This window comes from Faecalicatena orotica, assembly GCF_003149245.1.
In the GTDB taxonomy this organism is placed as follows: Bacteria; Bacillota; Clostridia; order Lachnospirales; family Lachnospiraceae; genus Faecalicatena_A; species Faecalicatena_A orotica.
The window spans coordinates 70,392-91,688 of the sequence record NZ_QGDL01000013.1 but is presented as its reverse complement, the minus strand read 5'-3'; the positions used below and the strand labels follow the sequence as shown (position 1 = coordinate 91,688).

13 protein-coding genes are annotated in these 21,297 nt (G+C 44.8%); 1 reads left to right on the top strand and 12 read right to left on the bottom strand.

The features are described 5' to 3' along the window. Positions 1-77: 77 nt before the first annotated feature. The 12 genes from glgB to A8806_RS19340 all read right to left on the bottom strand — a co-directional run bounded on the left by glgB (position 78) and on the right by A8806_RS19340 (position 18,470). Positions 78-2,003 (bottom strand): 1,4-alpha-glucan branching protein GlgB, encoded by a 1,926-nt coding sequence (gene glgB / locus A8806_RS19395; protein ID WP_109732825.1) that lies wholly within the window; start codon positions 2,001-2,003, stop codon positions 78-80. 144 nt (positions 2,004-2,147) lie between these two features. Further along, positions 2,148-5,945 (bottom strand): hypothetical protein, encoded by a 3,798-nt coding sequence (locus tag A8806_RS19390; RefSeq protein ID WP_330405409.1) that lies wholly within the window; start codon positions 5,943-5,945, stop codon positions 2,148-2,150. 1,174 nt (positions 5,946-7,119) lie between these two features. Then, the gene (locus tag A8806_RS19385) at positions 7,120-7,821 is read right to left on the bottom strand and encodes a D-lyxose/D-mannose family sugar isomerase (protein WP_109732823.1); all 702 of its coding nucleotides are present in this window, start codon (positions 7,819-7,821) and stop codon (positions 7,120-7,122) included. A gap of 22 nt (positions 7,822-7,843) precedes the next feature. Further along, positions 7,844-8,161: an L-rhamnose mutarotase gene (locus A8806_RS19380; RefSeq protein WP_109732822.1), complete on the bottom strand. Its 318-nt coding sequence runs from the start codon at positions 8,159-8,161 to the stop codon at positions 7,844-7,846. 25 nt (positions 8,162-8,186) lie between these two features. Then, positions 8,187-9,305: a sugar ABC transporter substrate-binding protein gene (locus A8806_RS19375; protein ID WP_109732821.1), complete on the bottom strand. Its 1,119-nt coding sequence runs from the start codon at positions 9,303-9,305 to the stop codon at positions 8,187-8,189. Between the two features lie 132 nt (positions 9,306-9,437). Further along, a complete protein-coding gene (locus A8806_RS19370; protein WP_109732820.1) occupies positions 9,438-10,943 on the bottom strand; it encodes a sugar ABC transporter ATP-binding protein in 1,506 nt (501 codons plus the stop codon). Between the two features lie 19 nt (positions 10,944-10,962). Beyond that, complete coding sequence (locus tag A8806_RS19365; RefSeq protein ID WP_109732819.1) at positions 10,963-11,913, bottom strand: ABC transporter permease; 951 nt, start codon at positions 11,911-11,913, stop codon at positions 10,963-10,965. A gap of 2 nt (positions 11,914-11,915) precedes the next feature. Continuing rightward, positions 11,916-12,899 (bottom strand): ABC transporter permease, encoded by a 984-nt coding sequence (locus A8806_RS19360; RefSeq protein ID WP_109732818.1) that lies wholly within the window; start codon positions 12,897-12,899, stop codon positions 11,916-11,918. A 34-nt stretch (positions 12,900-12,933) separates the two neighbouring features. Continuing rightward, the gene (locus A8806_RS19355; protein ID WP_109732817.1) at positions 12,934-15,171 is read right to left on the bottom strand and encodes an extracellular solute-binding protein; all 2,238 of its coding nucleotides are present in this window, start codon (positions 15,169-15,171) and stop codon (positions 12,934-12,936) included. A 12-nt stretch (positions 15,172-15,183) separates the two neighbouring features. Further along, positions 15,184-16,062 (bottom strand): D-psicose 3-epimerase, encoded by an 879-nt coding sequence (locus tag A8806_RS19350; RefSeq protein ID WP_109732816.1) that lies wholly within the window; start codon positions 16,060-16,062, stop codon positions 15,184-15,186. A 304-nt stretch (positions 16,063-16,366) separates the two neighbouring features. Then, on the bottom strand, positions 16,367-17,728 hold the full coding sequence (locus A8806_RS19345) for a HAMP domain-containing sensor histidine kinase (protein WP_109732815.1): 1,362 nt from the start codon (positions 17,726-17,728) through the stop codon (positions 16,367-16,369). Further along, positions 17,721-18,470 carry a response regulator transcription factor gene (locus A8806_RS19340; RefSeq protein ID WP_109732814.1) on the bottom strand — a complete coding sequence of 250 codons (750 nt, stop codon included), beginning with the start codon at positions 18,468-18,470 and terminating at the stop codon, positions 17,721-17,723. Before A8806_RS19340 ends, A8806_RS19345 begins: the two co-directional genes overlap by 8 nt. 178 nt (positions 18,471-18,648) lie before the next feature. On the opposite strand from A8806_RS19340, the gene A8806_RS19335 reads away from it, so the two are divergent. Continuing rightward, on the top strand, positions 18,649-21,297 hold the full coding sequence (locus A8806_RS19335) for a YfhO family protein (RefSeq protein WP_109732813.1): 2,649 nt from the start codon (positions 18,649-18,651) through the stop codon (positions 21,295-21,297).

Here is a 21,297-nt window from a genome sequence, read left to right as displayed (position 1 = left end):
TCGTTATTTTGCCTACAAAAAAGGAATGGTAAATATCACCATTCCTTTTTCCTGTTATATAATCTCTGAAATTTTCGTTAGAACTCGAAAACTGCAACCCCGTATCCCGGCAATGGATAGGCAAAGGAATAATTCCTGCCATCGCATTCCTGCTTTACAGCCTTATAAATCAATGGACGCTCTTCCCCGCTGCCCCCGAATCTGGCATCATCACTGTTCAGGATCAGCTTATACTGTTTCCTTCTCGGCACTCCGACCCGGTAATCCGGGCGTTCAACCGGCGTAAAATTACAAACAAACAAAAGATTCTTCTTTTTATCCTTAGAATGCCTTACAAAGCTGAATATACTCCTGAACGTGTCATCCTTATTGATCCATTCGAATCCGTCCGGATCATTATCCAGCTCATACAGGGCCTTATTCTTTTTATATAGATGCAGCAGATCACGGTAAAAATTCTGAAGCTGACGGTGAGGCTCTTCTGCAAGCAGATACCAGTCCAGCTCACGCTCTTCACTCCACTCGCGCAGCTGTGCAAACTCCTGCCCCATGAAGAGAAGCTTCTTCCCCGGATGCCCGATCATAAATGCATATCCGGCCTTCAGATTGGCAAACTTATCAAACCCGACTCCCGGCATCTTATTAATCATAGAACACTTCAAGTGCACCACTTCATCATGGGACAGCACAAGAATATAATTCTCTGCATATGCATACTCCATCGAAAAGCACATCTGGTAGTGTGCGTTCTTCCTGAACAGGGGATCCAGCTTCATATATTCCGTAAAATCATGCATCCATCCCATGTTCCATTTCAAACTGAATCCAAGCCCGTCATCTTCCGGCGCCCCGGTTACCTTTGGCCACGCAGTGGATTCTTCCGCAATCATCATCGCGCCGTGGTTTCTGCCAAGGACAACAGAATTCAAATGTCTGAAAAACGCAATTGCTTCCAGGTTCTGGTTGCCACCATACTTATTCGCTACCCACTGGCCGTCCTGCTTGCCATAATCCAGATAAAGCATGGATGCTACCGCATCAACACGCAGTCCGTCGACATGATAGTGCTCAATCCAGAACAGCGCATTGGCAATCAGGAAGTTCTGGACTTCCGGTTTTGCATAATCAAAGATCTTCGTGCCCCAGTCTGGGTGCTCTCCCTTTTTGGGATCTGCATACTCAAAGACAGGTGTCCCGTCAAAGTCGGCGAGTCCGTGTGCATCCTTTGGAAAATGTGCCGGTACCCAGTCTAGGATAACACCGATCTTATTCCGATGAAGATAATTGATCATATATGCAAAATCTTCCGGAGTGCCATATCTGGCTGTCGGTGCATAATATCCCGTCACCTGATATCCCCAGGATCCGTCAAACGGATGCTCTGCCATCCCCATCAGTTCTACATGTGTATATCCCATCTCTTTAACATACTTCACGATTTCCTTCGCAAACTCGCGGTATGTATAGAACCCTTCATCCTCACGGCCCGGATGTCTCATCCATGACCCTAAGTGGACTTCGTATATAGACATCGGATTCACCCTGCAGTCCCACTTCTCCCGTGCCGTCATCCACTCGCTGTCTGTCCAGTCAAGGTGGGAAATATCCGTAATTCTGGACGCCGTACCCGGCCTCAGCTCCGCATAATTAGCAAACGGATCTGCCTTGAATATCCGCTTGCCCTTCTCGGTCTCTATACAGTATTTATATAACTCGCCTTCCTTAACCCCGGGAACAAAGCAGGTATAAATACCGACGGGATCATGGCGCTCCATATAATTTGCCTCAAAATCCCATTCATTGAAATCACCGACTACAGCTACACGTCTCGCATTCGGGGCCCAGACTGCAAAATAAACGCCTTCCTTTCCCCTTACTTTTACCTTGTGAGCACCAAGCTTCTTATAAATCTCATAGTGTGTGCCCTGCCCGAAGAGATATTGGTCCAGTTCTCCAATCTCATAAGGCTGCACCTTCTTTTGTACGGTCTTTGTCTTTCCCATAAGCCCACCTCACAAATCGTATTTTTATATGTACAATTATACTTGAAATAGAGTAAAAAGGAAAGAGAAATCCGCCGCATATAGGAAAATGAAATACATATGCAAAACAGGCAGATCCAAACGGGTCTGCCTGCCATAAAATTCTTAAATATTAAAATCTTTTTCTGACAGGATAATTCTGTCAGCATCATCTGTATTTTTACCAAATACACGTTTTACAAGCTTCTTCGCAGACGCCTTCTGTGAATGTGCCATCGCCTCATCCATCACTTCCTTGACCTCTGCAACAGTTACTGCATGGTCTTCTCTCTGAAGCGTGTCAATCTTGCTGTAGAGTGCCAGGATTCCCATCTCATCGATCCGGTATCCATTCTCCTGTGCATAAGTCTGACCAAAAGTTACCAGCTCATCATTGATGAAAATCGGTACCTCAAGACGGCTTGTAAACTTTCTGCGGAACTCTCTGTTGGAAGAAAGCAGGCGGTCCAGAGGCTTTCTCTGCTCCTCCAGAACAATCAGCATCTCTCCGGTGTCCCGTTCCATTGCCTTATTCAGCCGGGCAACTGTCTTTTCATTCATCTTAGAAGCTTTTTCAATAATCAAAGCCCCGCCGTATAATTTTGCGAAGATATCGCCAATTTTCTTCTTATTCAGAGAATCACCGGTTACAATGGCAACCTTGCCCTGACGGATGTTTCTCTGTTTCTGAATGGCTTTTACAACATCAACGGCCAGCACCGTCTTACCGTTTCCTTTATTACCAATAATCAGGAGATTTCCTGTTCTGGAAGTTTCCTCCCTGTTCGTGCAGTTGCGGTCCTGCTCCAGAACATCCACAAGCTGTTCACTCATACCTCTTACCGGAACAAAGTAAGAGAACAACTTCTTCTGCTCATCTGTAAGGCCTGCCCTGGTTCCGATCCCGCTCTGAGCTGCAAGATCATAACGGCCATGAACTACAAACCCTGTATCTGATAAAGAGAGGGCATCTGAAATCTCATCCAGAGGGAGCGGAGAAGTCTTTCCTGTAGCAATCAGTTTCGCTGTTTCCTTACGGCTCAACGGCGTTGTAGCGGATAAAATGTCCATTCCGTCATCTTCATCCGGAATCTCCCTGTCATCCGGCTCGTTCGCATGCTTTGGATTCGGACGGAACTCTTCCTCGAAGCTCGCCTCTATATCACCATAATCCTCTTCATATCCATCTGCGGCATCATATTCGTCATCGGTATATTCTTCCTCTGCATACTCGTCTTCGTACTCATCGGTGTATTCTTCCTCCGCGTACTCGTCCTCATACTCATCAGCGTATTCTTCCTCTGCATACTCGTCCTCATACTCATCGGCGTATTCTTCCTCTGCGTACTCGTCCTCATACTCATCGGCATATTCTTCCTCTGTGTACTCATCCTCATACTCATCGGCGTATTCTTCCTCTTCGTACTCGTCCTCATACCCGTCAGCATATTCTTCTTTAGCATACCCGTCGCTGTACTCGTCAGCTGCTTCCTCCCCCGGGTACTCATCCTCATACTCACCGGTGTAGTCTTCAGCATACTCGTCTTCATATGCATCGGCATCAATCTCTTCCGGCAGGTCGTCCATATAGGTCTCGTCATCTGTAGCGGCCAGATAATCAGCAATATCATCTATCCTGAGCTGTTGTGTAATCGCCCCCATGTTATCGCGGCGTTCATCTCCCCTTCTCCTGATCGGACGCACCGGCTCCTCTTCTGGCTCTGTCGGCAGCACACCTTCAATCTCATCAATCATACGCTGGATATCAGGCGGCAAAATCGGCTCCGCCTTTTTCTTATTATCTCCCATGTCTACCTCTTCCGCCGACTCATTTTTCAAGTCATTCATAATATCCTCAATACTGAGCTGACCTTCTATTTGTTCTTCTTCTGCCGGCTTCTTACTTTCTGGTTTTATATTTTCTGCTGTTTCGACTTCTTCTATTCCTTCTTCACCCTCCAGCGCCTCTGCCATTTCAGGTACTTCCGGTATTTCAGGTGTTTCTGGCATTTCAGGTACTTCCGTTATTTCTGACATTTCCGGTACTTCTGGTGTTTCTGTCTCAGAAGCAATTACTGGCTCAGAATCAGTTTCTAAAGAATCAGTTACTTCTTCAATCTCTTCTGCAGATTCTTCCGGAAGTTCTTCATTCTCCTCCGGATATGGTTCCTCTTCTGGAAGTTCCTCCGCTTCCTCGAAATCTTCTTCCACAAGTTCTTCTTCAGCTTCGGGATAAACTACTTCTTCCTGAATATCTTCTGAATCCTCTTCACTCAAATCTTCTATATCTTCCAAATATTCTTCTGAAAGCGCTTCCTCTGGATAAATATTTTCCGTATACTCTTCATCAGGAAGTTCTTCCTCTTCTTCAGGGTATTCCTCTATATACGCTTCGGCTTCATCATAGTCATCTGCTTCTTCGGAATCCGCAAGCTCCTCTGCCTCTCCTTCTGGAAGTTCTTCGGCGTCTTCCAGATATTCTTCAGAAAATTCTTCTTCCTCTTCCAGATACTCCTCCGGAAGTTCTTCTTCCTCTACTAAATATTCCTCTGAAAATACTCCGGCCTCTGCAATATCTTCTTCAGAAATTTCCTCTTCCGACTCTTCATATGCTTCCTGAGTATCTTGAGATGTGCCAATTATTCCACCCTGAGCTTCCTCGATTTCTTCCAGAACTTCATCTGGAATATCCTCAAGTGCTTCGGTTTCATCAGGCTCTGATCCTACGCCCTCATCTTCATCCGGCAGCTCTTCCAATGGCTCTGCTTTTAGTTCTTCCAGATCGGAATCAAACCGGATTCCTTCTTTTTCTGGCTTTCCTGTGATTTCGTTAACCAGTTCCAGATCAATCACATTCTCAATCTCTTCTATAGCAGCCTCCAGCTCAGGCATTTCTTCTTCCTCATCCTCGTCCGGGTCTTCTTCAGCCTCCTCGGTGGTTGGATGGAGCAGGCTCTTCAGTGCATCCTCAAGCTTCATCCTGCTGCCAATGCCCTTTTCTTCCAGTTTCTTGACCGTTTCGTCTACCTCTGGCTCCTCTTCCGGTTCAGCATCCTCCGGCTCCTTTGCTGCTTCCTCCGGCCCAGTCTCCTCTGCGGTCTCAGGTTCTTCTTCCTGAACGTCATCATCGTCTGGTGTTTCTTCTTCAGAATCCTCCGGTGGTGCCTGATCGCCTAATTCTCTCTTACGGAGTATTTCACGTTCACGTTCTTTATCCAGCTCTTCCCTGTCCAACAGGGTATTTTCTTTCTCTTCATTACGCATCTGGTATTCAGATAAATCAGGAATCTCTACCGTCTCTGATTCCAGTTTCTCATATCTGCGGTCATACCTTTCCTGCTGTGATGGTGTAAGCTGCTTATACTGCATCTTTAACTCCATCGCCTTATAAACAAACTTGCCTTCGCTGAACCAGAGTATCAGATCATCACATTCTTCCAGACATTCCGCCGTCATTCCCGCTTCCTGATATAATTTGGCAAGTTCGAACGCCCACTCTTCAAGATACTCTGCCTTTTTAAACTCTTCAAGTGCTTCGATCTGCTGTTCAATCGGAGCTCTCCGGGCCCTTAAAATCTTATATTTCAGAATATGCTGATTCGGATCCTTTGGCGCTACCTGAATGAAGTCATCATAATAATCAATCGCCTCATCAACATTTCCGGTCTTAAGTGCCAGTGTGCATAACCTGTAAAGCACTTTTCTGCTTCCTTCTGCACGATGATAAGCAATATTCAGAACTTCATAGCTCTTCTGATAATCTCCGTTTTTCTCATAGATATCACTGACATTCGTCAGCATCGTAGCGTTTCTGACTCGTTTCCAGTCAATGGCATCCGCAATCTCCGCTGCCCTGTTGTATGCACCGTTTTCCATAAGTTCAAGCATCTGTTCTGTCTTTAACTTATATTCGTACTTATCCACTGCACTCACCTCGTAATGTAATATTATTTATACTCTCCAAGCACCCCGTAATTCATGCCCCGTCGGCAGTAAACATCATAGACTTTTTAAAAATCACAAGTCATTTACCGTATCCGTTTATTCACTGACTCCGGGCGGGCGTGCAGTAAAGGCTGCACGATATTGTATACGCACACTTTGAGATAATTCTGTCCTTAGTTTACCATAAGCACTTCTCAATGTCAAAAAAATGCATCCTCAATTGACATTGAAGATGCATTTTAAGATTTATTTAATTTTTTCATTCTATTTATTTTATAAATCGGAGGAATGTTTTGATTTATGTTCCTGTAAGACCTTTACCTCTTTGTTAATTGATATTTCAGTCTGTTCACTAAGACTGGCTTATTAAACCTCCTGTCTTACAATATAACAAATCGATGAATAACTAGAATCCATTCCCTTTCGTTCCTGGTATCCGTTCATATTTCAAAATATAACCTTGAGTTATTCATCCTATAACCGTTCAGCTTCCGCAGTATTGTTTAACAATATTCCAAAAACTTATTTAGCTATTTCTTCTATAACTGTGTATATTTTTTATGAACTGACATCCTTTTTCATGTTTCTTTACACATTACTAGGAATTCTGTTATATGTGGTATCTATATTCAATACGTTTGCAAATGGTTAAATCTTTTTATTATCATCCAGCATTTACGAACTCTCCGATCAATTCCTTTTCATTCATCTTTTACTGGATTCCTTTATCTTTTAATGGTAAAGGTCTCTTCTTCACAGGAACTTCCATCTGCCGTACCACTAACATATTGAATTATAACTGATGTTAAATTGTCCATTGGACCTCTGCCTCCTTAAGCTAGTATTTTAATCCATCTGAACATTTTTATTTATGTTCAATAGATAATATCCTTTGAGATGTTTTTTATTTTTGTATCTCTTTTGGATTGACTTTATCTTAGCATATGAGTTTTTATTTGTCAACACATTTTTATTATTTTGAATAAATAAATTTTTAATTGTATTATTTGTATATAATTATCTGATTATTAATACATATGATAGTATTTAACGTGCATCTCCACATCTAGATTTTGTGTATTTCCAAAAAGTGTAAACACAATTCTGAAAACGGACCGCAAAAGGGTCTGACCCCTTTGCGGTCCGGCTGCGATTACTTCAGGTTTTCTATCCTGTCATATTCATTGCACAGTGGATGCAGTACAGTTTCGTCCTCTTCTATTTCGGAGAAGCGTTTCTGCTCTTCTGCAAATACATTATCCAGATTATCATCATTTATCTTTGATACTTCCCCCGCTACCAGATTCCCGGCGTGCTGTTTTGCACCGAATCTGTGGTACAGTCCCGGGGTCAGAGTGATGCTGTTTCCCGGAGTGATCTCCAGGATTTCCCCGGCCTTCACTGTGTAGAGGATTCCGTCCATATAGACTTCCACATTTTCTGTGTTATAATCTATTTTACCGTCTTTTGTGGAGTTGTAGAGTTCTATCTCCATGATTCCGTTGCCCCGGTTGATGATGTCTTCTGTTTTGTTATTGTGGTAATGAAACGGTATAACTTGTTTTTCATCATCGTCAAATACGATTACCTTTTCACAATATGGGACACCAGCCTTTGGATTATACAGGTTGCCGTTTCTTATTGTAAATAATACGGCTCCGGTATGTTTGAAATCTCCGCTGCCGAAGTCAGTGACGTCCCAGCCCAGCATGACCTCTCTGATATTTTCTGCCTTACTTATATTCTCCAACCATTCTTTTTCTCCCCATTCTGCAAAATACGGGAGTTTAAAATGGATCGCATCCAGTGCTTCTTTTGCCGTTTTTATTGCCTGATTGATCTCTGATCTTTTCACTTACTTATGTCTCCTTATATGCCTATTCCTGATAAAAAATCTCATCCATTGTGCTCCAGAGTCCGTCTGTTTCCCCCGGATCCGCGGGTTCCTGGCACTTGTCGGTTTCTTTTAACCATTCTGCGGTTAGTTCATCCAGCTTTTTCATATCATCTTCATATGCATTTCCAACATATTCAAAATAAGAAAACAGGATTTCTCCTTTTATGTAAATTGAGAAGTTTCTGATTCCGCAAATATGGATCGCTTCTGTGACCTCGGGCCAGGGATCGGCGTGCAGCCGGATGTACCGCTCTTTCATTTGTGGTTTTAATTTTACAATTCTGCCAACACGTTTCATAACGTTTCCTTCCTGTCTGCTTTGCTTATTTGGCAGGAGCTTCAAACTTGTCTGCCCATGTTTTTGCGATTTCCATCGTTGCTTCTTTCTGAGTCTCTTCTACCTTGTCTACATTCTCTGAAGTAATATAGAAGGAGCCTGAATCAATCAGAAATTCTTCGCTGTCTTTGTATGTCCAGCCGTCTGTCAGCATTTTCAGGGTTACTGTTGCCAGATAAGCCTGTCCCCACGGGTTCTGTGACATGGTCCCGTCCAGTGCGCCGCTTTTGATTCCATCGAGGACGGCTTCGTCAGTGTCGCATCCGATGGCATGAATCTCACTGTATTTATCTTCGGAAAGTATACTTGCCAGCGCTACGGAAGGGTAATAGCATGTACTGATAAACCCATTGATCTGGTCGCCTTTAGCAGCCAGAATGTTTTCTACTGCTGTCACAGATGCTTCAGACTCATCGATGTCACCGATAATCTGCACAAGATTGACGTCAGGATACTCTGCACAAGCGTCCTCTATGGCTTTCATCCTGGACTGGGTATTTGTATCTGTTACCGCACCACACAGGCCGACAACTCCGCCTTTCCCACCCATTGCCTCGATCAGGTTTATGGTTCCGTCATAAGATGCCTGATAAACATCCGTTGCTAATGTAAGCGTTGCTTCTGAAGGGGTGTCCGGTGAACCTCCCACACATACGACTGGCACACCCGAACCAACCATCTTGGAAATCTGCTCATTTCCGGCGACCGGGTCAGAGGTCATCATGTAGATGCCCTTCAGTCCTTTCGCAATCAGTCCGTCGAGGATGGTATTCTGGTCATTCTGAACCCAGTCTTTGGGGGCGTCGAACTGTGTGGAAGGAATCCCCAGTTCTTCAGCCGCCTCATCTGCGGCCCCCTGCATCGGGTCACTATAGGAATTGATGGCTCCGAATACACCTCCGAAGGCGTAGTCCTTATCCGTTTTCCCGTCTGCCGGTCCGTAATCAACGACATCCTTCCAGACGCTTTCACCATAAGCCGCTGATGGTTCCTTTGAATCTGAACTACTGCCGTCTGTATCCACATTTTTACCGCCTGAACACCCTGTTACCAATGTTGCTGCCATTGCGAGGCTTAATAATATACTGATGATTCTCTTTTTCATATCTTTTCTCCTTTACTTTGACATTGAACTTCATACCCGCCGGTGTGGCCTGCTGTATCTTCGGGTACACCGGGTTCCTCTATGCAAAATGGCGGAATACGGCCGTTTCTTCCTCCATCTCTGCCTGAATCACTATAATAAAATACTTCCCATTACTTTAGTGCTCATTGTTCCGTAATCTTTACTGTTCTCAAGTTCACCTTTGATTTCATTATCTTTAAACACAACAATCCGGTCTGCAAGTCCCACCAGTTCCCCCATGTCTGAGGAGATCACGATGACGGAAATCCCCTGACTGGAAAGCCCGTAAATCAGTTTATGGATCTCACCCTTTGTGTTGACATCAATACCCACGGTGGGCTCATCTATGATCATGATTTCGGGATTTACACACAGCCCCTTCGCAATACATATCTTCTGCTGGTTTCCCCCGCTCAGGCTTGCCGTTTCTACAAAGATGTCTTTCGCCTTGATGCTGAGAGATTTTTTGTATTTTTCTGTTATGTCATTCTGTTTTTTATAAGAAATGAATCCGGCTTTGCTGCATATCATTTTCAGGGCAATGATCCCGATATTATCGGTTATGCTGTGCTGCAGAAAGAGTCCTTCTTCTTTCCGGTTCTCAGAAATATAGCATATTTTATGCTTCCGGAAAGCTTCCTCATAACTGCTGATCCTGACAGGCTGTCCATTCACCTTCAATGTCCCGTTTCTGACAGGGTCGATGCCTATGATCTCCCGTGCATACTCCGTTCTGCCTGCACCTACCAGTCCATACCATCCTAAAATTTCGCCCTTCTTCAGAGAAAATGATTTTGGTATAGGGTTCTTTTTACTGCTGATTCCGTCTGCCTCCAGTACGACGGGGGCATCCTTGAAGTCTCTCACCGCATAAGTCTCTATAACATGCCTGCGCCCAACCATCAGTTCAATCAGTTTATCCTTATCCAGTGTATCCGCCGGAAGCGTCTGCCCTACATTTTTGCCGTCCCGGATGACAGTAATACTGTCAGCTATTTCAAAGATTTCCTCCAGCTTATGGCTGATATAGATGATAGAGACGCCTTCCTCCCTCAGCTGCTTCACCGTTTTCAGAAGAATCTCCGCCTCTGTCAGTGAAATAGATGCGGTCGGCTCGTCTAAAAGCAGGACTTTGGAGTCCATACACATTGCCCTGGCGATTTCTAACATCTGTTTTTTCCCTGAGGTAAGTTCCTCGACCCCCTGTTCCGGGTCCAGTTCCAGACCAACGCGCTGCATCGCTTCCCGGGCCTTTTTATGCATGGCAGCTTTGTCAACGAATTTCGTTTTCCCGGTTGATACATCCATAAAACATATGTTTTCAGCAATATTGAAGGTATCGATCAGATTTCTTTCCTGATGCACTACGCCGATACCAAGTTCAAATGCCCGGCCCGGATTCACAATGTGTTCTGCCTTCCCGTCTACTTTAACCTGCCCCTTTGTAGGCTCAAATACACCGGATATAATATTGATCAGGGTCGATTTTCCTGCACCGTTTTCTCCAACCAGCGCATGGATTTCCCCCTTTTTTATTTTGAACGATACATCATCCAACGCCTTTACACCCGGAAAAATCTTGGTGATGTTTTCTAATTCTAATATGTATTCAGACATGTGTCTCACCTTATCCTTCCTACTTCCTCACTGCACGCACCCGGTCGAGGGCCATAATCACGATAATCACCACGCCATTGATCAGTTCGGTCCAGTAAACATCTACGCTCAGGTGGACCAGGGCATTTTCTATGATTGTCAGTACCAGGGCTCCTAAAATAACTCCGAATACGACTACTTTTCCTCCTGCCTGTCTCGTTCCGCCAATCAGCGGTGCGGCGAAGGATTTCAGCATCCAGTCGGAACCGATATCGGGCTGTGCCGTTCCTACCCTCATGACGACAAGCATTCCTGCCACTGCTGCAATCACGCTCGCAAGAATGTTCACAAGCAGAATCGTGCGGAATCTTGATATCCCGTATAGTTCGGCCGCCTTCGGATTCGCGCCAAATGCAAGAATCTGCCTTCCCGGGCTTGTATACCGGAACATGATATATACAAGAGTCAAAATGACCAGCATAATCACCACCGACGTCGGAACCGCACCCAGCTTTGTGTTTCCAATTGCAATGAAGGCGCGCGGAATCTTGCTGACACCATGTCCTGTCGTAATCATATAAATAATTCCCGTAAATACGGAGTTTGTAGCAAGTGTTGTCAAAAAGCTTGCCACACCGACTCCACCGTTTCGGAAAATCAGAAGCCCGTTGATTACGCCGCAGACGGCTCCTGTCAGCAGCCCGGACAGGATGGCCAACGGCACCGGCACCCCGGCATTCTGCATCAGAAGGCCGCTGAAAATCGCTGACATGGCTCCGGTTGCCCCGATAGATACGTTCATTCCCCCGCTTGCAATACTGATCATCTGGGAGGTTCCAACAAGAGCTGTAACTGCCAGTACCTTTAACAGTGCACTGATGTTATCCGCCGACAAATAATTTCGTTTTATCACACACATTCCAAGAATCATACAAAGGATAATGATGGATACACTAAATGCGTTTGATTTCCTGATTTTTTTGAAATCCATAACTACCCCTCCCTCTCAACAGCATTTTTCGCCTGATTTGTCATCATCTTCTTCCGCATACGGTCTACTTCGTATGCCAGCAGGAGAATGATACCGACAGCCGCATTTGTGGCGTAGGAACTTACACCCCACAGAACGATCGCATTATTGATCAGCACCATCAGGAAACCTCCGAGAAAGGTTCCTATAACATTTACCTTTCCACCTGAAAGCAGGGTGCCTCCCAGTACGGGTACAACAAAGGAAGTCAGCATCCAGTCATCCCCGATAGAAAGCTGTACGCTTCCAAATCTGGACACCTGGAGGATGGCTGCTATTGCACAGAGCACTCCACTTACACAATGCCCGGCAATCACCGTTTTATCATAGTTTACACCTGAATAAACCGCCGCCACTCCGTTGGCCCCACATGCCAGAAGTTTCTTTCCAAGCCTGCGGTACCGTATAAGAATGTACATAACAACACTGACTAAGATGGCTATAAAAATAGTAGTCGGAAATAAGTTGGCAATTTTCATGTTTCCGAATTCCTTAAATCCCACACTCAGCTGGGAAAACGGCTGCCCGCTTGTGATGACCAGCGCCAGTCCCTTATAAAGACTCAAAAGCGCCAGTGAAATGATGAATGGATTGATCCCGGACTTTGTTACCATGACCCCCTGCAGAAATCCCTGGAGCAGCCCCGCCCCGCATGCCAGTATGATACATATTGAAGCGGGCAGGCCGGCTTCCTGCATCGCAATTCCGAAAACCACACTCGACAGAACTCCGATTGAACCGACTGCAAGGTTCATCTGCCCCAGTGATAAAACAACCATTTGTGCCAGCCCCACGATGACAAAAATGGGAACTGACTGAAATACCGAATACATGTTATAGGAAGATAAGAATCCCTCGCTCGTTGCCGCCAAAATTGCAAAAATCACAATGATTGGCAGTATAACGCTGGACAAATCTGCCTGTAACAGCTGTTTTACTTTTTTCATATCTGACTCCTCTTCCTTTACTCCCGCAAGCAGCTTACTGCGCGGTCTCTGACTTTCCCGAAATCAGTTGACTGATTTCATCTCGTATTTTTCCGAGTGCCTTTTGCGGCGATTCCTTTTTCAGAACTGCTTTTTTAATCCCTCCGGATATCGCATCATCAATCAGTTCTGTGTTGATGATCCGCTTTTCACGGTCCATGATTTCCTCCCGCAGGCGGCCCAGTTCCACTTTTTCATTTACCATGTTCAGCCAGGGATAGCTCAGTTTCAGCGTATCGTCCTGAAACACGGTCGTTGTCGGAACACACCCGCACAGACGCATGTTTAGAATTGCAGTCTTATCGTTCAGGTTCCATTTTATGAACTCATAGCACTCTTTTATATTCTCTGAAAACTTGTTGATTCCCAGGGCCCAGCCTCCCAGCATTGGCCTGTGTCCGGGCACCGGAACCGCTTCTATGTATTTTTCATATGTATTACCCTCGACGGAATATTTCCCTGGCTGGTAATGTGACGCGAATCCCTGCGCCATTGGAATTTCCCCTCTGAGAAGCATTTCAAAAATTTCATCCCAGAAGTAGCCTTCCGTGCCCTCAGGGATATGCTCGAATGTAGCTGTCAGATTCTCCAGTGCTTTCACATTCTCCTCACTATCTATCACTACCTTGCCCCAACGGTCCGTTATCTGTCCGTGGAAGGCCCATTGCCGGGGGAGAAATTCATTGATCAGTCCGATCGGCTCCAGTGCACTCGCTGCGGTTCCATATCGGAACGGGGATCTCGGATTGACGCTTCTGTCGAAGAATTCCGCTATTGTGTTAAAGTTTGACCATGTGCCCGGAGGAGACAATTCGTAACCATACATATTCATAAACTGCGATTTTACATCCGGGTTGGTAAAAATATCTTTCCGGTACAGCAGGACCTGAGTTGTCGCTATGATCGGGAATATATGCACTCCTCTGTCGAACCTGTAAAATGCCTTTACGATTGTTTTTGGATAGCGCCTGAGCAGATTGTCTTCCTTAACCTCCTTAGACAGGTCAGCAAAAACGTTTTTCGAGAGCACACTGCCCATCCAGGGAAGGTCAAACATATAGATATCGTATTCCCGGGACTGTGCTGCAAACTCCTTTTTCAACTGTTCTCTGAGCTTTGTATATCCCAGTTCGTGGAACTCTACTTCTGTCCCGCACTGTTTTCTATAACTGGCAGCCAGCTTTTTCAGGGCATTTGATGCATCACACTTATAGGCCAGAATCCGGATTTTTTTTCTGGATTTCTCATTCCCGCTAACCTCGGATATACTGTAATTTTTCTTTGATTTGATATAAATAGTATTTCGTTCCGGAAGGTTTCTGTGCGACAGCAGTTCGTTCATCTTCTCCCCTGCCTGTTTCCCCATAAGGATTGCATTTCTGCCGTATTGAACCATATTTTTCTGGATATCCGTCATGTACCATTTTTCTCCCGCAAGGGCATGGATACAGATATCAGCCTTTAGAATGTTGCATACTTCCACACATATTTTTGCAAATTCAACGGAAGACGCTATGACGTGTGCCGGCTTCGGATCAAAGTACATAAGGCAGCGGTAAATGTGGTCGAAAACAGCTTCCCTGTTAATTTCCTTGATTACCTCAATGTCACCTTTGCCTGATTCGCGCGCCGCCAGATACCCCTCCGCACAGTCCTTTTCATTGGAAAATTCCTGTTTGCCAAGCAGAACCTTGATATTGACATCTGGATTCTCCTGGAGCAGTCCGGCTGTTATGTCATAGACCAGATCTTTATTCTCAAAAAGTACGTTGCTGAAACTTCCCTGTCCGACTTTTCTCTCAACAAATACGAAGGAGACACCTTTTTTCTCTATTTTCTTGTATTTTTTTATGTTTGCGGCATCATTGGATACCATAATGATTCCGACTGCACCGATATTGACCAGCTGGTCCAGAAACTGATTTTCCAGAACAATATTATTCTGTGTTAGTTTCAGTACGGTTATGAAGTCCTTCATGTCCAGATATTCGGTGAGTCCTTTATAAATATCGTTGTAGGGCTCATCTAAATTCGGAAAAAGAATTCCGATAATCTTCCTTTTCATCCCTTTGAGATTCTGCGCCATGTAATTCGGCCTGTAATCCAGACTCTCCATAGCCTGCTTAATCAGTTGTACTTTCTCTTCCTTCACATTTTCCTTCCCATTCAGGAAGTTTGAAACTGTACCGACTGAAACCCCTGCAATCCGCGCAACATCCTTGATTGTCGACATCACTCTAACCCCTTACGGCTGCATTTTTTCACGGAACATTTTTACTGAAACTGCAGCCAGCCTTTCCATTTCCTCTGTCTGGGCGCCTTTGCTGATATCCCGCCAGACCTTGATATCACGTCCAACCTCGCCTCCCATTTTTATGAATGGCTCCATTACAATGGCGCCTTCATAATGAATGGACTTCAATGCACCTGTAATCTCATCCCACGGCATCCTTCCGTCTGGCTTAGGCGGTCTCCGGTTCGGTTCTCCTACGTGGAAATGTGCAAGACTGCCACCCGCCAGCTGAATTGCCTTTTCGAAGCTGTCTTCTTCAATATTCATGTGGTATGTATCCAGCAAAAGCTTACAGTTCGGGCTTCCGACACGGGAAATATACTCCATCGCTTCCTCTGCCGTATTTACAAGTGAGGATTCATAACGGTTCACCACTTCCACCGCAAATGTTATTCCTTTCTCTTCTGCGGACTTCATGATTTCCTGTACAGATTCGATTGAATATTTCCATTCCCTGCTTTTGTCAATAACACCGTATGAGTAGGTCTGGTTCCATGCTCCGATGTCTACACCGGAATACATCGTACTGCCCATTTCCTGCATAATATCGAATGTGTCCAGCGTAAATTGGATTCCAGCTTTTCGGATCTCTTTATCCGCAGAAGCAAGATCATACTCCTTCCCCAGCCCCACGGAGAAAGTCAGGTCAATCCCTTTCTCCTCTGCATGGTCACGGATCGCTCTTCGCTGTTCTTTCGATAACTTCATCAAAGGCACCGGTGCAACTTCCAGAATATCAAAGCCGATCCTTTTCACCTGATCAATCTGGCGGATAAAATCCGTATCCCAGTCCGTATTGAAATACCCAAAATGTATGCCTATTTTATTCATCTAAATCCTCCTGTCTGACAATTTGTTTTCAAGTCATCCTGATGCAATAAACTTATTAAATTCCGGAATTAGTATATGAAAATGATAACGGAAGAATATAGAGAATACAATACTTCCGAAATGCAAATTCATTGAAACGTTTCAATATACGATTCAAAAATTAATAGGATTTTTTATATATTTTTAACTATACACTTGATATTTACAGATATTCTATAGGTAAATAATCCCATAGACTTAGAGATGAATTGATAAACGATTCTGAAAACGGACCGCAAAAGGGTCTGACCCCTTTGCGGTCCGTTTACAGCATTGGAAATGTGATCTGTACGTTATATACCCCGGCCTGATTTATGACGTATAATGTCCCGCCATGCAGTCCAACCATTTTTTCGACGCTTTTGAGTCCGATCCTGTTGCTGTCTATTTCGTCTTTTTCTGTTTTTACAGTATTGATTAATGTAACCTTGATTTGTTGCTTTTCTGTCTGGAAGGTTAGCTTTACCGGATATTTCTTATCTCCGTACTTGAGGATGTTAGAGAATAAGTTGTTGAAGATTCTTTTGAGCATAGTCTCGTCTCCGAGTATCCTGCCTGTACATTCTTCCAGCACAGCCTCTGCCTGAAATCCGGCCAGCTGCAGGAAGTCCAGGTTCTCCCTGAGGACTGTGCGGACGGATGCAGCGCTTACTTCTGTCATGTTGACATCCTCGGACTCCTCGAATACGAGGGCATATTCGAACATTTTGTCTGTCATTTCCTTGATGTCACTCGTCTTCTGAAGGCACCGGTCGAGATATTCCTCTTCTGTTTCAGGGGGGATTCTTTTTAACTTTAATACCTCGAGATAGCCGTTCAGGATTGTAAGGGGTGTCCTTAAGTCATGCGATATGGCAGTGATCAGGTCCTGGTTGGCTTTCCGGCTTTCTTCCTCCTGCTGAATGTTCTCTTTTAGGGCAACCCTTAAATTATCCAGCTCGCCGGATAGTATTCCGATCTCGTCTTCTCCGCAGTCCGGGATCTTATGTTCCAGCTCGCCGGAGGCCATCAGCAGGATTTCGTCCTTCAGGTTCAGGATTGCTTTCATTCTCCGGTTAATAAATATGAGTGTCAGTGACAGGAATACAGCAACACTGAGCAGCACACTGATTAGTAAATAAGGATAGATCATGTTTAAGGCATGGTAGGAGTAAATGTATACATTATATTCTCCGTTATGGAATTCCATCGGGATAAACTCGTATTCTTCAATTTTTCCTGTTGTGACTCTGTATCCTAAATCCATCAGACTTCCAAATACAGCCTCATCCATGATTTCCGGGTACCTGCCTGTCCGGTACAGGCCGTCACCATCGGCTTCGTAGATATACACCCCGGTATATTCATCCTTTGCATCAAAAAACGGGGCAATCTTTGCTGCCCCTTCTTTATCTTTTTCACTCTCCGGCACATCATAATACTTTGCCGTTTCCTTCAGCGTCTCGATGAGCCCCTGCTTGTCCCACGACAGCGCCGGATACCTGCATAAAAAATCCCATGCGTTCCCGACGTTTTTCCATAAAAATGAAAATAACAGAAGGCTGATTACAGCCGATGTCAGCATAAGGAGGGATAGTTTAGTTCTGATTTTTAATTTACGGATGCGGGCAGACATTCTTTTAATCACACCGATACCCCTTTCCCCATATAGTCTTTATCATGACCGGATTTTTCGGATCTTTTTCTATCTTCTTTCTGAGATTGCGGATATGGACCATAATCGTATTATTTGCCCCATAATAGTACTCCTCCTCCCAGACTGCCTCATAGAGCCGTTCTGCGGAAAATATCTGCCTGCGGTTTTTCACAAGCAAATGCAGCATGGCATATTCTGTATCAGTGAGTTCGATCTGATGCCCTCCGGTAAAAACAGTCTCCGCAGACTCATCTATTTCTAAATGATGAAAGTGTATGGTGTGGCTGTCAGAACCGTGCGATGCCATTCCCTTTATGTTATCCTGCGGCTTTAAAGTCTCTGATGCGGCATCCTTGCCTTTGTAGATCTGGTACCTCCGTATGAGCGCTTTGGAACGGCTGACCAGTTCATTGTAGGAAAACGGCTTTACAAGATAATCATCTCCCCCGCTTGAAAATCCGAGTGTCTTGTCGCCTTCCTGCCCCTTTGCGCTCAGAAACAGAATCGGTGCATTGCTTTGCTTGCGGATTTCCAGACATGTCTGATAGCCATTCATTCCCGGCATCATAATGTCCAGAATAATCAGGTCAAATGCCTGTCCCACGAGGGCCTGAAGCGCCTCCATACCATTTTTCGCCTGTTCGATCGAAAATCCTTCTCCCTGAAGCAGAATCTGAATAATTTCACGGATTTCAGGATTATCATCAACGACTAATATACTCACCGGTTCCATTTCTATGCTCCCCCTTACGTCGGATTTCTTAATAACAGTACTTCTAAATAAGTACCATTATACATGAATTTTGAAAAAATATATTCCATCTTAAGAATTCTTCAGATTCAGTTTGGGCAATCTTTAAGAAATAGCGGGTATATTAAATACTGTTGAATTTATTTGGAAGGAGAGCGTTATGACCCGAAAAAAATATTTCTTCCCCGTGCTTTTAACCGGGCTCTTCATTTTGTTCATATTGACAGTGATACCAAAAGGTACTTTTTATGGCTCCTATACGGACTGGCTGAGCCAGCATGTCCGGCTGGCCGAGACGATACGTGATACCTGCATCGAGCAGAAAACGCTTGTCCCTGCCTTTCTTCCGCTGGGCTCCGGGAGCAACGGATACCAGTTTTCCTATTATGGATATCTGCGCCCGGATATCGTCATCGGGTGCCTGCTGCCATCAGTGCCGATGGTGTATCTCCTAATCGGCTATATGCTGGCAGGATATTTATGCTCTGTCCTGCTGTTTTATTATTTCCTGAAGTCAGAAGACGGAATCGACAGCCTATCTGCCTTTGCCGGGAGCCTGCTTTTTATGACGGCGGCATGTTTTTTCCATACACACCGGCAGGTCATGTTTGTCAATTATATGCCCTTCCTGATTCTGGCACTAATAGCCGTTAAAAAAAGACGGTTCCGGTTTCTGCCGTTGATTTTATTTTTTATTTATGTAAATAGTTTTTATTACTCGATTGCATGCCTTGCAGTAATTGGGTGGTACTGGCTTAGGCAGGAAGGCCCCACTTTCTGGAAAAAAGGATTTCCCTGCTTTCTGAAATCAGCTTTTCTTTCCATCGGGATGGCTGCCATACTCCTGATTCCGACCGGGCTGGTCATACTGGAACACCGCCGGGCGTCCGCAAGTTTAAGCCTGCCGGAAATATTCGGCGTGTCACTGAATCTTCAGTCCATCCTTTACAGTCCATACGGGATGGGGCTGACCGCGGTCTGCCTTTATGCACTGATTCTCGGCGTTACAAGTAAAAAATACCGGACTGACAGTATTTTTCTTTTGATTATATCCACCTGGTTCTTTGCATCATGGGTGCTTAACGGTACATTGTATGCGCGCGCGAAGATTCTAATTCCTTTTGTTCCTCTTATTTTACTGCAGTGTACGAAAATCCTCAGTCTGCTGCGTCAGGGGGACATCGGCCCGAACCCCGCATCGGCCCCGGAAGATACCGGACAGGAACACCTTCACTGGAAACTCTGGCCCTGTCTCATCATTGCAGCCTTCTTACCGGCGTGGATGTATTCCGGTAATATCAAATGGATTGTCGCTGACATAGGAATTCTGGTCTTTGTTGCAATCTGGCAGAAAATACGATGCAGCCAAAAGACAGATCAGCTTCGTTTTCTGGTATCACACCTTCTCCTCTGCATCATGCCGTGTGTGCTGTTTTTGCAGACTATGCAGACAGAAGATTTCGTAGACAAAAACGATGTATTTGAACAGGAAATAACTGCTTCAGATACGGATACCCCCGTGATGGACCCGCTCTACCGCTATGACAGCCTTGCAGATGTACTGGCTTCCTGTAATCTTACCTCGGATACCACGGTGCAGAAAAGCGGAATGTACTCTTCCATCACCAATAAGGATTATTCGAACCTCTACTATGATACCTTTCACTCCGCAGTACAGATCAACAACAGGCTCGCCGTTCTGCCGTCAGCCAATCCTTTTTTGCTGAATTTCCTCGGGGTGCGCTATCTGCAGACAACAGAGGATAATATCCCCTGTGGTTACCAGATTGTATCCCAATCAAAAAAAGGCCGAATCGTATTCGCAGAAAACAAAAACGTACTGCCGATTGCCTATGTGACCGGCTCCTGCATCACTGATTCCCAGTTTCTAAGGCTGAACCAATACGACCGTCTGGATGCGATTACACGTTATACCGTTGTTCCTGACAGTGAGGAAACCGTCGTTTCCGACAATGAGGACACGGCCATTTCTGACGGTGAGGCCACAGCCATTTCTGACGGTGAGGCCACAGCCGTTTCTGACGGTGAGGTCACAGCCGTTTCTGATTATGCGAAAGGAATGAAGGAATATGCACCGGCTTTTAAAGACCTGGTTCTTCCCGACACAATCCGTGTCACCAAAACCAACGGCGGATACCTGTTGGACGTAAAGAAAGAAACTTCGGTCACAATAGCACTGGAACATACCTTAAAAGATAAAATACTGCTGCTCGATTTCGACGTTATAAATCATGGAAAGAATGCCGTTGTCATCGATATTAACAGCATGAGAAATAAACTTTCCGGCGCTTATGCACCTTATCCGAATGAAAACGACACCTTCCATTATCAGCTGTCCGATTCAAAAGGGAAGGGGCTTAAAAACATTAAGTTCCAGTTTTCGAAGGGAAAATATTTTATAAGAAATATCACCTGGCATCTTTATGATGAGCAGCTGCTCGGGGAAAAACAGTATACCCCTGTGGAGAATCACGATACAGAAGGCAGCGAAATCTTATCCTGCACTGCAGATGCCGCAGCGGACGGATATTTTGTAACCTCAATTCCACTTCAAAAAGGAATGGAAATTACAGTTGATGGGAAAAATGTACCTATATTAAAAATAAATCAGGCGTTTGCCGGAGTAAAGTTGGAAAAGGGGACACATGATATCCGGATCCTATTCCACGCTCCCGGTCAGAAGGCCGGATATGTGATTAGCATTCTTTGCTTCCTGATTTATCTAATATCGGCCGTAATTACCGGATGGAAAAATTTACAGGCAAAAAACATGCAACGGAGGGATTAA

Coding starts and splice junctions, on each gene's coding strand:
- A8806_RS19355 (WP_109732817.1), bottom strand. CDS start 15,171: ATGTCGACAATCAAGGATGTTGCGCGGATTGCAGGGGTTTCAGTCGGT.
- A8806_RS19375 (WP_109732821.1), bottom strand. CDS start 9,305: ATGAAAAAGAGAATCATCAGTATATTATTAAGCCTCGCAATGGCAGCA.
- A8806_RS19370 (WP_109732820.1), bottom strand. CDS start 10,943: ATGTCTGAATACATATTAGAATTAGAAAACATCACCAAGATTTTTCCG.
- A8806_RS19380 (WP_109732822.1), bottom strand. CDS start 8,161: ATGAAACGTGTTGGCAGAATTGTAAAATTAAAACCACAAATGAAAGAG.
- glgB (WP_109732825.1), bottom strand. CDS start 2,003: ATGGGAAAGACAAAGACCGTACAAAAGAAGGTGCAGCCTTATGAGATT.
- A8806_RS19340 (WP_109732814.1), bottom strand. CDS start 18,470: ATGGAACCGGTGAGTATATTAGTCGTTGATGATAATCCTGAAATCCGT.
- A8806_RS19365 (WP_109732819.1), bottom strand. CDS start 11,913: ATGGATTTCAAAAAAATCAGGAAATCAAACGCATTTAGTGTATCCATC.
- A8806_RS19360 (WP_109732818.1), bottom strand. CDS start 12,899: ATGAAAAAAGTAAAACAGCTGTTACAGGCAGATTTGTCCAGCGTTATA.
- A8806_RS19350 (WP_109732816.1), bottom strand. CDS start 16,062: ATGAATAAAATAGGCATACATTTTGGGTATTTCAATACGGACTGGGAT.
- A8806_RS19335 (WP_109732813.1), top strand. CDS start 18,649: ATGACCCGAAAAAAATATTTCTTCCCCGTGCTTTTAACCGGGCTCTTC.